The 13696-nt window shown below is 61.3% G+C and carries 13 protein-coding genes and 1 pseudogene; 7 read left to right on the forward strand and 7 right to left on the reverse strand.

From position 1 onward, the window contains the following. Positions 1-730: 730 nt before the first annotated feature. Positions 731-2956 (reverse strand): ATP-binding protein, encoded by a 2226-nt coding sequence (locus ACP7AZ_RS14560; RefSeq protein WP_426039359.1) that lies wholly within the window; start codon positions 2954-2956, stop codon positions 731-733. 420 nt (positions 2957-3376) lie between these two features. Continuing rightward, on the reverse strand, positions 3377-3778 hold the full coding sequence (locus ACP7AZ_RS14565; protein WP_426039360.1) for a DUF4149 domain-containing protein: 402 nt from the start codon (positions 3776-3778) through the stop codon (positions 3377-3379). Positions 3779-3937: 159 nt separating this feature from the next. On the opposite strand from ACP7AZ_RS14565, the gene ACP7AZ_RS14570 reads away from it, so the two are divergent. Continuing rightward, the gene (locus ACP7AZ_RS14570) at positions 3938-4144 is read left to right on the forward strand and encodes a DUF2805 domain-containing protein (RefSeq protein ID WP_426039361.1); all 207 of its coding nucleotides are present in this window, start codon (positions 3938-3940) and stop codon (positions 4142-4144) included. Between the two features lie 982 nt (positions 4145-5126). Here ACP7AZ_RS14570 and ACP7AZ_RS14575 read toward each other — a convergent pair. Further along, on the reverse strand, positions 5127-6077 hold the full coding sequence (locus ACP7AZ_RS14575; RefSeq protein WP_426039362.1) for a patatin-like phospholipase family protein: 951 nt from the start codon (positions 6075-6077) through the stop codon (positions 5127-5129). A gap of 681 nt (positions 6078-6758) precedes the next feature. On the opposite strand from ACP7AZ_RS14575, the gene ACP7AZ_RS14580 reads away from it, so the two are divergent. Next, entirely contained in the window at positions 6759-7226 is a 468-nt protein-coding gene (locus ACP7AZ_RS14580) for a MucR family transcriptional regulator (RefSeq protein WP_426039363.1), read from the forward strand. Between the two features lie 362 nt (positions 7227-7588). After that, positions 7589-8167: a fasciclin domain-containing protein gene (locus tag ACP7AZ_RS14585; RefSeq protein WP_426039364.1), complete on the forward strand. Its 579-nt coding sequence runs from the start codon at positions 7589-7591 to the stop codon at positions 8165-8167. A 369-nt stretch (positions 8168-8536) separates the two neighbouring features. Here ACP7AZ_RS14585 and ACP7AZ_RS14590 read toward each other — a convergent pair whose 3' ends face one another. Further along, positions 8537-8812 carry a hypothetical protein gene (locus ACP7AZ_RS14590; RefSeq protein WP_426039365.1) on the reverse strand — a complete coding sequence of 92 codons (276 nt, stop codon included), beginning with the start codon at positions 8810-8812 and terminating at the stop codon, positions 8537-8539. A 116-nt stretch (positions 8813-8928) separates the two neighbouring features. Here ACP7AZ_RS14590 and ACP7AZ_RS14595 point away from each other — a divergent pair, with 116 nt between their 5' ends. From ACP7AZ_RS14595 to ACP7AZ_RS14605, 3 genes are all read left to right on the forward strand, one after another. Next, complete coding sequence (locus ACP7AZ_RS14595; RefSeq protein WP_426039366.1) at positions 8929-9471, forward strand: IPTL-CTERM sorting domain-containing protein; 543 nt, start codon at positions 8929-8931, stop codon at positions 9469-9471. Positions 9472-9713: 242 nt separating this feature from the next. Then, positions 9714-10247, forward strand: coding sequence for an exosortase H (gene xrtH / locus ACP7AZ_RS14600; protein ID WP_426039367.1), 534 nt, complete (start codon positions 9714-9716; stop codon positions 10245-10247). Then, positions 10244-10885, forward strand: a complete 642-nt coding sequence (locus ACP7AZ_RS14605) for an exosortase H-associated membrane protein (protein WP_426039368.1) — start codon at positions 10244-10246, stop codon at positions 10883-10885. The genes xrtH and ACP7AZ_RS14605 overlap by 4 nt, the downstream gene beginning before the upstream one ends. 21 nt (positions 10886-10906) lie before the next feature. On the opposite strand, the pseudogene ACP7AZ_RS14610 reads toward ACP7AZ_RS14605, so the two are convergent. Further along, a pseudogene (locus tag ACP7AZ_RS14610) lies at positions 10907-11473 on the reverse strand (IS5 family transposase); the annotation flags it as partial. Positions 11474-11861: 388 nt separating this feature from the next. After that, positions 11862-12395, reverse strand: a complete 534-nt coding sequence (locus ACP7AZ_RS14615) for a response regulator (protein WP_426039369.1) — start codon at positions 12393-12395, stop codon at positions 11862-11864. Between ACP7AZ_RS14615 and ACP7AZ_RS14620 the strand changes: the two genes are divergently transcribed. Next, entirely contained in the window at positions 12394-13203 is an 810-nt protein-coding gene (locus ACP7AZ_RS14620; RefSeq protein WP_426039370.1) for a DUF4344 domain-containing metallopeptidase, read from the forward strand. The genes ACP7AZ_RS14615 and ACP7AZ_RS14620 overlap by 2 nt on opposite strands. A gap of 57 nt (positions 13204-13260) precedes the next feature. On the opposite strand, the gene ACP7AZ_RS14625 is transcribed toward ACP7AZ_RS14620, so the two are convergent. Then, positions 13261-13596, reverse strand: a complete 336-nt coding sequence (locus ACP7AZ_RS14625; protein WP_426039371.1) for a hypothetical protein — start codon at positions 13594-13596, stop codon at positions 13261-13263. Positions 13597-13696: the final 100 nt, after the last annotated feature.

Genomic DNA, 13696 nt, shown 5'->3' on the forward strand with positions numbered 1-13696 from the left:
ATCAACGGCCTCCCGCTTGAACGATTCCGGAAACACCCGGCGTTGAACACTCATCAGACACTCCTCTCCAGCTCCGAAAAGCTAGCATGGGTGTCCACTGAAACGAGGGAGGATCACGGGTGATCCAGCGTGCATTAGTGAGATTTGACGGATGCAGACCACTGGAACTGTCGCGAGCAGCCCGTAGGCGTCGCTAGAAGCCGCCCGGACCTGTCCTTGCGGAAGGACTTCCCACGTGGGACCCGCTACCGCGCCCAGCCGGAAGGCACCTCCGCCTTACGTCGAGCTTAGCCCCTATGGGAAGGATGGTGCCGCTTAGGTGACTCGAACACCTGACCCCCGCATTACGAAATCCAGTCAAGCCGACCGGTCAAACCCAGTGTTGGCATGGGTTTGAGGGGCCACCGGCGGCTTCGAAAGTCGGCCGACCCACCCCCTTCCCAGTCCGGATGGAAGGGGTGTTTCCAACGCTCCTGAGCTGCGGCGCCTTCCGGTGGGCGCGTCCGGAATTCCGACCTGCGCTATACCTGCAAACGCGATCGAAGGCGGGGCTTCGAGGCGGTGTATCGGAGTGGTGTCCAGGCGGTTGTCCAACCCTCGACCACTGTCGAGAATGTCCGATGTTCGGCCCGATCCCTCTGACTGATCCCGACCCGTTACCGACGCTCGGAAAACCGGGCTGAGGCCTCACTCTTCTCAATTCCGCCCCCAGCCATATTGGGGCCGGCTTTCAACCGTGACTCGCGTTCTGCTGATCGGGGACAACCTTCTCCATGGCCTCGTTCATCGCAGCAAATAGGGTCTCGGCGGTGATCGGCTTGGCGAGGTGAACGTCAGCGCCCGCAGTCCGGCTGGCCTCGACATGTTCCCGCATCGCATTTGCTGTCATCATTACGATCGGAACGTCCCGGCAGGTTGATGAAGACGCTCGGATCTTCTGCACGGCGGTGAGGCCGTCCATGACCGGCATCTGCATGTCCATTAGAATGATATCGAAGTGCGAAGCCAAGGCGGCGTCCACAGCCTCTTGTCCATCGACCACACTCACGACGTGGGCCATTCCAGACAACATCAACTCGGCCACCTTACGGTTCGTCGGGTGGTCATCGGCGATGAGCACCCGCAGTGGGCGATCCGGGGATGCAACGGTCGTAGCCATCGAGCCTGCCTGTTCCGGAGCACTGACGGACTCCAGCGGAAGCTCGAACCAGAAGGTCGACCCCCGTCCCGGTTCGCTCTCGCAATCCAAAGTGCCATCCATGGCTTCCGCCAGACTCCGACAGATGGACAGGCCAAGTCCGGTTCCACCGAACTTGCGGGTGATCGTCTCATCCGCCTGTTGAAACCTGCTGAACAGCCGGTCCCGGAATTCCGGCGGAAAGCCAATCCCCGTGTCCGATACGGAGAACCGCATCAGCCCGCTTTCGGATTTTCCAACCGAAAGGACAATTTTTCCCGCTGATGTGAACTTGGCGGAGTTGCTGAGAAGATTACCCAGGACCTGACGGAGTCTCAGCGGATCTCCGTAATAAAATCTGCCAACGCTTTCTTCGATAGCGAGTTCATAGCTTACGCCCGCATTTGTGTTCTGCAGTTTGAATTTTTTGTGCTTGAATTCCGCTAGTTGTCGTAGATCAAAAGCCTCCTTGTTGATCTTGAGTTCGCCGGCTTCGATCTTGGCTGTGTCCAACAAATCGGCCAGCAAGGCCGTCAGCGTTTCGCCGGATGAACGAATGATGTTCAGCAGTTCAAGCTGGTCACGGCGATTGCATTTTCGGGTCAGAATGTCCGAGGCCGCCACAATCCCATTCAGGGGCGTACGAAGCTCGTGGCTCATGTTCGCCAGGAACGCCGATTTTGCACGCCCGGCGGCCTCGGCGGCGCACAAGGCGGCCTCGAGTGCAAGATTCAGCTGGTGCTGCTCGGTTACGTCCTCGCTGACGGTGACGACATAGGCCGGTTCACCGTTCTCGAAGGTCGCTGTCTTCCTCGTCGTCCAATAGCGCTCGCCCCGATCCCGGGTTGTGACCAGCGCGCCCTGCTCGACCTTTACCTCTTTGCTGAGAATGACCTCCCGATCCTCGTCCCAGGATCGTTTCGCCTCTTCGGCGGGAAATAGGTCATGAACTGTCTTGCCTAGGGCCTCGGCCGACGACAGGCCCGTGGCGACCTCAGCCGCTCGATTGATGAGGACAAACTTGCCCGTGCGGGCCTCCTTCACGACTAGCAGGGCCGGCATCATTTCCATGATCGCCCCGTAGAACTCTTCTCTCTTCGCGACCGAACGCTGGTACGCTTGGGCGTGATCCTCCAGCTCGCTTAGGCGCAAACACGTTTTTGACAGGCGCTGCTCAACCTCGACCTTCGCTGCTTTTTCGGCGTGCTTTTCGATGACGGTTGCCGCCAGGACCGAGAAGTCCTGAATGGATCGAATCTGCTCGCCTGTCGGCAAGCGAGCATCACAGTGATAGAACGCGATTACCCCCAGGACTTGCCCAGCCTGGCCCCGGATGGGTTGCGACCAACACGCCCGCAGACCCAACTCTGCCGCGAAGGATTTGAACTTGGCCCACAGCGGGTCAGACTGAATATCCTCGACAACGACCAGGTAGTTGCCGAAGGCCGCCGTGCCGCATGGGTTGGCGTCCGGGCCGACGGCGGACCCGCTGATCGTCTGGTTGTAGATGTCCGGCAGACTTGGAGCCGCCCCTAGAAGAAGACGCTCCCCGGCCGAGTCCACGAGCGTGATGCTGGCCACGCAGCCAGGATGAGTTCGCTCGGCAAGCCTGACCATCGCCTCGAGTGATCCCGACAGAGACAGATCCAGCCCACGGACGTCCAGCGAAGACCACTCCGCGGACAGGGGCGAGTGGACGGTTGGTTTTTCTGACCCAGAATCCAAAATAGTTCTCCGACCGTCGTTCATCGAGATGACCCAAGCACTCGGTCTTCTCATTTCTGATTAACGGAGACATCAAATCGTCCCGAGGGAGTGGCGGTGATCTGCTCCAATGTCTGCTCACCACCCGAACCGACCTTGGCGAAGTCCGCTTCCGGCGCGCTGCTCCAATGTCCGCTTTCCGCTTGATAGGCTTTGACCGATCCCGACCCAAATGAGACCTCGGTGATGACGGTGCGGGATAGACGCTCGGCTTTCCAGCTCTCAGGCCTGTCAGGAGAGAAGTTTCATTGGATGGACGGGGAACAACGGATGGGGTCCCGCTTTGCACGCCGATCAACAGTGCTGATCTACGCTGATCTGCTTTTCCATGACCCGTGATCGCTTCATCTGTCCGTCCTTTCGAGGGCCGGACTTTGGCTATTCCCGGAGGACCTTTAGCGGGTCACGTCAGCCATTGCCCCGTCGATGCCGCCGTTAGCCGTTGATGCTGAGAAACTGAGACAGGACCCAAGCTGCTATCGCGATGTGCGCAAGCGTGATCACAACAGACAGACCATGCAGCCATTGAAAGCGTGCTTTCGAACCCGTGTCGGTCGCGCGATTGATCGCCGGCATAAGCAGCTGACGCGTCGGCAAGACGGTCAAACCGATCGCAGCTAAACCGAACGACATCGACCGATCGACCGGCCAGCTCAGGGCGGCACCTAGAACGGCCGTTGCAAATACGAACAGATAGAAATGAGGAAAGGCGAGGCGGATGGTCGGTCCTGCCGTTTCGGCTGGCAGCGCTGTGAACAGAAAGGCCGCGAAGCCGAACGAATAGAGCACCATTCCCCCAAACAAGAGGGCCGTCACGAGAAGCGCAGCTGTCGTCACCGGTCAGATCTCCAACATCAGATGTGTCGGCCTAGAGCTGCTGGGAAGGGGGTCCAATGCGACACCTCGCCCGCGTCGAGGTCCGCTCCAGCATCCGCCGGCTGTAGTAGAACCGCTTCGCGGCCATAGCGCGGTCGTTAATCTCGAAGCGAAACAGCCATGCCGGCCCTCGATCCATCAGCAGAAAGCGAGATCATCGAGATGGCGCTCAGCGATCACGTCAGCTTTGACGCGATACGCGATCTTTATGGCTTGGGGGCCGAACAGGTTCAAACGCTGATGCGAACGCGCCTCAAGGCAGGCAGCTACCGCGCTTGGCGCAAGCGAGTTAGACGGTTCAGCGACCGCAGGGCGGTCTACAAATGACGCAAGAGGTGCACGCTTGCGGTCACCGGTTGAGCCCACCGTGGGTAGCGGACGTTTCTGTCAGAGTGGTATGCGAGCGAATGCTTCAGCTGACGCGACTCTCAGCGCGGTTCGCGCACGTCCACCTTCAGCCGCTTCTCGCCGGCGATCGATCCACCGTTCGCCTACCGCTCAGAAAACGTGGTCGAGGCCGGACCGGGCCTGCGGTCGCTTGGGCTGGGGACGGAACAACTAAAAAGATAAATCGTTTTAATGCCTCTAACCGAGGCCAAACCGATGCAGCGTAAATCTCAACTCACTTCTCCCTCGACAAAACCACTATCTCCGCTGCTCAATCAACGTTCGGTCGTAATGGCGGTCGTCGTGGTTCTTGCAGTGAGTATGACAGGGTTAGTCGAGTTTTTGTTTCGCGGCTGAATACAAGTCCCGCGAGTGGTGGCAGTCAGCTAACTACCTTCCTCATTCGGCGGAATGGCGCGTGCGGCCGCCCCTTCGGATCCAAGCAGTTTTTCGATCACCTGGCGCGCAATTAGGTGCTGCCGCGCGTCCGGCCTGTTGATGCGGCCGTTCACACGTTGCTGGCCCGTACGTAGAACGCGGATCGGGTCCAACTCGCTTGGGCGCGCTCAGGGCTTTTCGCCATTCCCTAGCACTACGATTGCGCTGACGTAGGCTGTGGATCGGCGCTCAACACGGGACCCTACCGAGCTCAAACTAACTTATTGAATTAGCCCAATTTCGGGGGGGATGCGGGGTCCCAAGAATGCCGATCCACTTGCGCGCAAACGCGCCTGTCTTGTGCTGGTTCAGCTACTTAAGGCCCGTTCGATGGGCTCCAACTGCGACGCCGATCCACAGTCCTTGCCCGCATAGGGCGCTTCCGCGCTCTCAAGCGCGTTCTTGATCGTCGCGTAGGTCGTCTGTGACTGCGTGACGGAGCCCTGCGAAGACCATGTGTCGAGTTGGGATTCCGGGATTGCCATCAGGTAGTCATGAGCTCTGTGATTTCAGCTTCGCGCGCCGCATAGGACTCCGCGCCGCGCTGTCGAAGGACGTTGAGTTTGGCGAGGTTGTGCTCGAATAGGTCGGTCGCCATTTCGGGACGCTCGAAGGCATCGTTCACCCGGACAGTTCGCGCATCCTTGAACAGGACGGCGCGCAGTTGCTCCATCGACGCAGTGTTGATCTCAAGCGTCTTCTGAAGCAGCTGGACGCTCAGGAGTTGGTTGATCCAGAACGCGGTCTTCCAGAACGGGACTGAGGGCGGCGGGTAAATACCGACACCAACGCTCAGCACGCGTAGCCTGCTTAGTGGGATGCCGAACGCGCGCGTCGCGTCGGCGATTGCGTACAGGGTCGGGTTGTTGGCGCAGTAGCCGCCGTCGATAAGCTCCACGTCGTCGCCGGTTGATGTGCGGACCATCTTCCGGTCGAAGAACGGGTAGGCGGAGCACGAGGCCTGAACGGCATCGCTGATCTTGACGCCAAACCCTGGGACAAAAGTAGGCACACCGCCGTGCGCCTGTACGGCACTGGCTTTGAAGATCATCGGCTTCTCGGTAACCCATTTTGTGGTGACGATCCCGACGCCGGTTCTGACGTCGGTGAACATCCGGTCGCCGAACACCTCCCCGGCCAGTTCGGCCAGCGCGGCGGATTTGGCCTCCTTGCTCTTCGCCTTCATGATGCGAGGGACGTGTTCGCGGTAGAGATCGTGAATCTGGTCCACGGTGAAGCCGAGAGAAATCAGCGCAGCGATGATCGCTCCGGTGCTTGTCCCGAACACAAGGTCAAACGCCTCACACAACGGTTTGCCGACGAGGGCTTCAACGGATCGTAGGACCCCCAGCGAATAGAAGCCCTTCGCGCCTCCGCCATCGAGGCTGAGCACACGGAACGGGGTATTCGGCGAGGGAGCGTTGCGGTCTGTCACGCGTCATAGAGTGGAGATGACGGCGTTATTTTCAAGCGAGCGGGCCCAACTACCCACAGGGAACGGTTGTGCTTCGCAGCAGCTTCGCAACCACACGAACTCCCCTCAGAGGCGGGTCGGAAGCCGTCTCTGGCCTATGGGCGCAAACCTGACGTCAGAGGCTGAGAAGGCAGCGTCCTTCATCGCGTGGCGTGTCCTTCCGGAAGGCCTTCCCACATGGGACCCACCACCGCGCCCAGCCGGAAGGCACCTCCGCCTTACGTCGCGCCTAGGCCCTACGGGAAGGATGGTGCCGCTTAGGTGACTCGAACACCTGACCCCCGCATTACGAAATCCAGTCAAGCCGACCGGTCAAACCCAGTGTTGGCATGGGTTTGAGGGGCCAACAGCGGCTTCGAAAGTCGGCCGACCCACCCCCTTCCCAGTCTGGATGGAGGGGGTGTTTCCAACTCTCCTGAGCTGCGGCGCCTTCCGGTGGGCGAGACCGGAATTCCGACCTGCGCTATACCTGCAAACTCGATCGGCAGGTGGGGGTTCAGGTGGCGTATCGGCGGGGTGCCGCAGTCGGCCCTCGACCATCTCAGCCACCCAATGGGCCCGCCGTTCTGAGCGGTGGTTGAGCGTTTGTCGCCACGACGATTTCAGGCGTATCAAGACTATTCTCTCCAACCGGAGGCCCGCATGGCCGACACCGATCAATCCGCGCTTCTGGCCATGACCACGGGCATCATCGCCAACTTCGTGGCCAACAATCGGGTCAGCCCTGATGAACTGCCCGGGTTGGTCGCGATGGTGCACGGATCGCTCAGCCGCCTAGGTGGCGATCCAGAGCCAGAGGAAGCAGAAGCCCCCGCGCGACTGACGCCAGCCGCGATCCGGAAGCTCATTCAACCTGATGGCATCGTCAGCCTGATCGATGGACGGAAGTTCAAGTCGATGAAGCGACATCTCTCGCTCCAGGGCTACACCCCGAAAAGCTATCGGGCGCATTTTTCCCTGCCGAAGGACTTCCCCATGGTGAGCCCCGAGTATGCCGCTCAACGGTCGGCGTTGGCGAAGTCGATGGGCTTGGGGCAGGGAGGGCGTCAGCCGAAGAAAGCTGAGATCGCGGCGAAACCGGCGCGGAAGGCCAAGACCCCGAAGTCCTGACGACGTGTAAATCAGACTGACCGCTGAAGGAATTCTCGCGGTCTTCTCCATCGTGTTGGCGAACGTCGGCTTTTCGGCCCGATCCCTACGACTGATGTCGACCCATAGCGGTCCTAAGGCAGCCGCCGTCGTCGGGTGAAACAGCCAGCCTGTCACCCCGAATCGGGCCGGGAAACTCCAGCTCCGGGAAACTCCAGCTCCGGATGCTCCAGAGAATGGGGGCGGATCCGCCAACAGTTCGCTGCGCGACGCGTGTGATGACGTGTCGCGCCGGAAAACGTGATGACTATGCATCTTTTGTCGCCCGGATCGGTCCTTATGCGCTGTGCCGCGCGAGGCGGTGAGCTCAGGAGACGACACCAATGATGAACCGCATGCTTTCCCTCTCGGTGGCTTCCGCCGTGATGCTCGGCTTGGCCGCCTGCAACAGCGGCACCGAGACCGAAGCCCCCGCCACCGAAGTCGCAGCCACGGAAACGCCGGCCGCTGCCGGGACCATTGTGAGCGTCGCCCAGGGCAATACGGACCTCTCGACGCTGGTCTCGGCTGTAACCGCCGCCGAACTAGTCGATACGCTGAACGGCCCCGGCCCATTCACCGTCTTCGCGCCCAGCAACGCAGCCTTCGCCAAAATCCCGGCCGAGACCCTGACCAGCCTGCTCGAACCGGCCCAGAAGGCCGCCCTGACGGGCATCCTGACCTATCACGTTGTGTCCGGCCGCGTAGATGCAGCCGCGCTGACGCAGCAGATCCAGGCCGGTGGCGGCTCTGCCGTCCTGACGACAGTCCAGGGCGGCACCCTGACGGCCTCGATCGGTGCCGACGGCACCGTAAGGCTGACGGACGCCAAGGGCGGCACTTCCAAGGTCATCGCCGCAGACGTGAGCGCCTCCAACGGTGTCGTGCACGTCATCGACACCGTCGTTATGCCGAGCGCATAATCGCGATAGAAAATTTGTGCGATTTGCTGTCTCCTTGGACGCGCAAGCCGCAAACTAATGGATCAGGCTCTCCCTGCGAGCGCCTGTTTTAAGGAAGGGTCGCAGCGTCAAGCTGCGGCCTTTTTCTTTTTTCCGCACCGCTGCTGTAAAACCAAACGCCGACCGACGTTCACCTGTCTCCGCGCAACCCGAGGGCCATATACCTCTTCAGACCGCTGGACGAGGCTCGACTGGGCTCTGATCTTGGGCACCGGGCAGTGTCCGCTGTCCACCCCGAACAGCCCTTCGGCGGGTCCGGTTTGCGGCGGTAGCCCCAATGTCTGTTTTGGGGCTGACAGCCAACCGCTGAGTCCGACCCATAGCGGACCTTTAGCGTTTTGGCTTTCCGCCTCTGAAAGCAAGGAATGTCAGTAGTGCGCCGAGAGTGATCAAGGACATCGCCAAGGCGAATGCTACCTGTCCCCATCCCGTTTCGACGTTGGCTCCTTCGTTCTGGAAAACGGTCGGCAAGGAAGAAGCCGCGATGGCTGCGCCGATAATGATCAGAGCAATTCCGAGGACTTTCATGGCGACCTCGTAGCGTAGGGCGAAAGTGACCGGTTTTTTCGCCTTGGCAACCTTCCGCTCTCGACCCATGACCGACATATCGTCTCACAGCGGGAACCTCGACGCTGTGCGTTCCAGTTTACTCCCCAGCTTGGCGATAAACATTGACGCTCTTTCCGATATCGGTGAAATGCCGAAGTTCATTAGGGGGAACCATGAAACTCTTGGCTCTTGTCGTCGCGATTGCGGCGTCGATGTTCGCTGGCGCAGCCTTGGCGGCTCCTGTCGTTTGGACACTAAACGGCGTCACGACTGCGGACGGGCAAACGGTTACCGGCTCGTTCACCTATGACTCTGACACCAACACATACAGCGCCATAAACATTACCTCGACCGGAGGCGTGGGGCCGTTCACGGCAATCGCTACCGGACCCGGGTCCAGCTCAACACAGACGTTCTTTATCCAGACGCCTGCGGGAATCGGGCAGAATGGTGTCGTTCTTGTAACCAGCGGCAAGACGAACGCAGGCGGCACGTTGACGATCAACACGGGCGCAGGGGCCGGCGGCCTGTACACGTGCCTAGGGGCCTGCACGAGCGGCACTTTGACCGCCGGGAGACATATCACAGCGGGCACTTTCGTTGGCGTGGCCCCGGCAGCCGTGCCGACCCTGTCGGAATGGGCCATGATCCTGTTCGGCCTGATGCTGGCGGGTGGCGCGGCGCTATACATCCAACGGCGACAGATCATCGCCTAGGCGAAGTCACCCCCGGTTTGGAACGGCCTCGCTGGCGACGGCGGGGTCGCTTTCATGTCTGGTATCCACCCTGTGCTGACGGTGGTGACGTCCGCTTATGGGGTGCGCCTTTTTGACAGCCGCTCCCTGCCTGCGGCATTACACAAGAACTGTCCTTATGGAACTGGCCGGGGTGCGTTTCACATGACAGACAAGCAAGAAGCCGCAACCGTGTCCTTCCCGATCACCGAGTAACCCTGCCTGTGCTCAAATCCCCCGCCGTCCGTTACCTGGGCCTGTTCCTGATCCTGACCGTGGCGATGTTCAGCGTCCTGGCCACGCCTTGGGCCGAGCGTCTGTTCGTCGCGCCGTTCACGAGCGCTCTCGTCCATGCCTGCGCCTTTCTGATCGGGCTGTTCGATGCTCGCGTCGAAGCCCTGGAAGCCGTCCTCAGGTTCACGGATGGTCGCGGGGCGGTCGAGGTTCTGGCGGGCTGTAACGCCGTCGAGGTCTGCGCCCTGCTCAGCGCGGCGATCCTCGCCTTCCCGGGCAAGCTTCGCTACGGGCTGATCGGCGCGGTCGCCGGGATCGTCGCGCTCCAGGCGATCAACCTGCTGCGCATCATCTCCCTTCTTTACCTGTCGCGCGGCTCGCAGGAGATGTTCGAGTTCTTCCACAACTATGTGTGGGACGCGATGATCGGGCTGGAGGGTCTCCTCATCTTCTTCTTCTGGACCCGCTGGCAGACGCGTCAGGAACATGGGTCTCCCGCCGCGCCCGCAGAGTTGCCGGCATGAGCCTGACGTCCCGCCTCGCCGCTCGCACGCCGGAAGAGGCGGCCCGCCGCCGCTTCGGTCTGTGGGCCGCCGCGTCGCTCGTGATCTTCCTGCCTCTGTGGTGGATGTGGGGGGCCGATGGGGTCGCGGCCCTGCTGCGTCCCCTGGTGGGCGCGATCCTGGGGCTTTTCGGCCTCACGGGTCGGATCGCGGTCGTGGAGGGAGGCGACTGGGCGATCGGCACGCGTCTGACGCAGAGGGGCCAGGCCGTCGATCAGCTGATGGAGAAAGAGAACTTGCGTCGCCTCCTGCTGGGCTTCCCGCTTCTCGCCGCCTTTCTGATCGCGCCGCCCCGCGCGCCCAGGCCCTGGCGCGCGGTGGCGATCTCGTTTGTCGTTCTCAGCGTGGTCTTCGCCATCTCGATCGCCATGACCGTCTGGGGTGGACTGGCCCCAATGCTGAACCCGGACCTCGCCGGAGCCGGCATGGTCATCACCGACCGGTTCGATCAGGCCCCACTCCACCCCGTTGCCGCCCAGATAGTCATCGTCGGCCGCTATGTCGCCCAGTCGATCGCGCCTCTGCTGACGGCCCTTCTGCTCTGGGCCTGGCTCAATCCTGCCGGCCTCCAGACCTTGGTCGCCGAGATAAAAGACTGATGTCGGCTTGGCGGCCCAGTCACGATGTCGGCTCACCACCCCGAACCGACCTTGGCGAAGTCCGATTCCGGCTCGCCTGCCCAATGTCTGCTTTCGGACATGGTGAGAACCGCCGTGTCCGACCCATAGCGGCAGACCGCTGGTATCGGTCAGGATGTGACGCTTCCTGCCCTTGATCTTCTTGCCCGCGTCATAGCCCGTTGGGCCGCCGCTTTCCGTGGTCTTGACGCTCTGGCTGTCGATCACCCCGGCGCTGGGCGAGGCCTCGCGCCCAACAGCCTCGCGGCACTCCATCAGCAGCAGGTGATTCGTCGTGCTCCACACCCCGGTGTCGCGCCAGGCGTAGAAATACCCCTGCACCGTCGTCATCGGAGGAAAGTCCCCCGCCAGCATCCGCCAGGGCTGACCGCTGCGCAGAATATACAGCAGCGCGTTAGTGATCGTGCGCAACGACCATTTCGCCGGACGCCCCAGACGAGACCGCGCCGGCAGCAACGGCTCCAGCACCACCCATTCCGCATCCGTCAGATCGCTTGAATAGCGCAGCCCCTTTCGGGCATGCTTACGCCGGGTGATCTCAGTCCACATGTCGATATCCGTTGATGGCTCGCACCTTCAATAGAATCACAAACGACTGATTTCACCCAACTTCATTTCCGGTCAGCCTCTCAGACCCTTCCCAGCTGCGCCAAAGGGCGCTGTCGAGGTGGGACAATGAGGGCGGCGCCAGCCGCCACGGATCACAAGGGAGTTCAATCCCCGACGCAGTGCGATCTGACCCACCTCCGTTGATCAATGCCGAATTGGTGCAACGCCCTATGCCTCGCAAATCTGTTGGGCGTCGAAAGCCGCCAGCGTCGTCATGGTGACGACCGGCGACTGCAAAGCGCACCTATCAACCGATCGAACTTGGGATGAATATTGCGGGCGGTTTTCTTTCGCGCGTGTTTCCACAACCTCGACCCATAGCGGTCGCCTATCGCTCTCGATTGATCCCCCCGCCGTCAAGCACTAGCCGCACCTTGATGGCGAGATCGTCGATGGTGAAGGGCTTGGAGATGAGGGCCATGCCGAGATCCAAGACCCCGTTGTGGACCACGGCGTTCTTCGTGAAGCCGCTCGTGTAGAAGACCTTCAGGTCGGGACGTGACTCGCGCGCTTTGTCGGCGAGCTGACGGCCATTCACGTCGGGCATGACGATGTCAGTGAACAGCAGGTCGACGCGTGGCTGCACGGCGAGCACGGCCAGGGCCTGGGAGGCGTCGCCGGCCTGTACGACGGTATAGCCGAAATCACGCAGAGCCTCGACCGACAGGAACCGGATCTTTTCATCGTCCTCGACCACGAGAATGACCTCGCCATCCCTGGCACGGGCGGATTCTGCGCTGAGCGCGGGCGCCTCGGCGTCGAGGCGGGGTGGCGGGGTGGCGGGACAAACGCCGCAAACCGTCTCTTGCCGCTCTGGACGACCGCCGTTACGTTGTCCTGCTACCAACACGGAACCGTTCATGTTCTCATTCTTTCGCGGGACGCGGCCTCTCATCTTCGCCCTCCTGCTCGCCGGCTCAATGGTTCAAAGCCATGACAGCAGGGCCTCAGCCCTCTCCGGGGCGGGCGAGGATCTGGGTGATTTCGTCGTGCGACCAGCGAAGCTGGAAAGCGACACTTACGTCGAGCTGGCGCAACAGCTCAGCGAAGAACGCTTGCTGGAAGATATCGCCGACGGCCTGAATGCGTGGCTCATTCTCCCCGTCGATATCGGAATGCGCTTCGCTGAATGCGGTCAGAGTAACGCCTTCTACGACCCGAACGAGCGTGAAGTCCTCATGTGTCTCGAACTCTTTGAGGGCGAGCGTGAGGTTTTCGCCGCCTATTACGAAACCGAGGAAGAGATCGAGGGCGCGGTCAACGGATCATTCCTGTTCACCGTCTTCCACGAAGTCGGGCACGCCCTCGTCGACGTGCTGGAAATCCCGATCACTGGCCGGGAGGAAGACACCGTCGATAGTCTCGCGGCCTGGTGGCTGCTCGACGGTGACGGCGGGGACGAATCCGCGATTTCGGGCGCGCTCAGCTTCTACGTGGACCCGGCACAGGCTGGAGAGATCGACGACAGCCAGTATGCGACCGAACACTCGCTCGGCCAGCAACGCTATTATATTCTGGCGTGTCTGGTCTACGGGTCCAACCCCGAGGGCTACGCAAACCTCATCGAAGAAGGGTGGCTGACAGCCGAGCGTGCCGAGCGGTGCCCCTATGACTTCCAGCGTTTGTCGACGAGCTGGTACGCGCTTCTGGGACCGCACCTGAAAGGCTAGCAGCGGCGGCTTGTGAACTCGGAAGACGCTTTGGCCCGCAAAGAGCCGGAGCCGGTTTCACCGGTCGCGGTCCCTCATCTCAGCCAGTAACCCGGCGGCCGCATCGACCTTGTCGAACAGTCCGTCCGCATCGCCGCTGACACAGCCCAAATCGAAATCCAGGGTCTGGATCGGTTCCCCCCGCCGGGACCATTCCAGTCGTCCGGTTGGCATGTCCGTCATGACCCGGTCGCAACTGAACGGAATGCCTTCGAAGTCGCGAACCTGATCACGAACGCGCTCGAACTCGGCTTGGGTGACCGGGAAATCTGCCTCGCCACTGCCTTGTCTGAGCCACCGGGCCTGTCCGCCGGCCGGTACGGTAAATTCTTCTTGAACCTCTCCCCAGACCATCCACGGTAGGCTGATTTCCGATACTTTGGGCCATGGCTGCGGCTCTGGCGAGGTCGTCGCACAGCCTGTCAGCGCCGATGCGAGCAGAACCGCGACGCTC

Origin of the sequence: Brevundimonas sp. DC300-4 (assembly GCF_049897365.1) — a bacterium.
Taxonomy (GTDB): Bacteria; Pseudomonadota; Alphaproteobacteria; order Caulobacterales; family Caulobacteraceae; genus Brevundimonas.

Excerpts from the sequence above, each read along its gene's own strand:
- ACP7AZ_RS14560 (WP_426039359.1), bottom strand. The coding sequence starts at position 2,956 with ATGAGAAGACCGAGTGCTTGGGTCATCTCGATGAACGACGGTCGGAGA.
- ACP7AZ_RS14570 (WP_426039361.1), top strand. The coding sequence starts at position 3,938 with ATGCCGGCCCTCGATCCATCAGCAGAAAGCGAGATCATCGAGATGGCG.
- ACP7AZ_RS14580 (WP_426039363.1), top strand. The coding sequence starts at position 6,759 with ATGGCCGACACCGATCAATCCGCGCTTCTGGCCATGACCACGGGCATC.
- ACP7AZ_RS14585 (WP_426039364.1), top strand. The coding sequence starts at position 7,589 with ATGATGAACCGCATGCTTTCCCTCTCGGTGGCTTCCGCCGTGATGCTC.
- ACP7AZ_RS14590 (WP_426039365.1), bottom strand. The coding sequence starts at position 8,812 with ATGTCGGTCATGGGTCGAGAGCGGAAGGTTGCCAAGGCGAAAAAACCG.
- ACP7AZ_RS14595 (WP_426039366.1), top strand. The coding sequence starts at position 8,929 with ATGAAACTCTTGGCTCTTGTCGTCGCGATTGCGGCGTCGATGTTCGCT.
- ACP7AZ_RS14605 (WP_426039368.1), top strand. The coding sequence starts at position 10,244 with ATGAGCCTGACGTCCCGCCTCGCCGCTCGCACGCCGGAAGAGGCGGCC.
- ACP7AZ_RS14620 (WP_426039370.1), top strand. The coding sequence starts at position 12,394 with ATGTTCTCATTCTTTCGCGGGACGCGGCCTCTCATCTTCGCCCTCCTG.
- ACP7AZ_RS14615 (WP_426039369.1), bottom strand. The coding sequence starts at position 12,395 with ATGAACGGTTCCGTGTTGGTAGCAGGACAACGTAACGGCGGTCGTCCA.
- ACP7AZ_RS14625 (WP_426039371.1), bottom strand. The coding sequence starts at position 13,596 with ATGGTCTGGGGAGAGGTTCAAGAAGAATTTACCGTACCGGCCGGCGGA.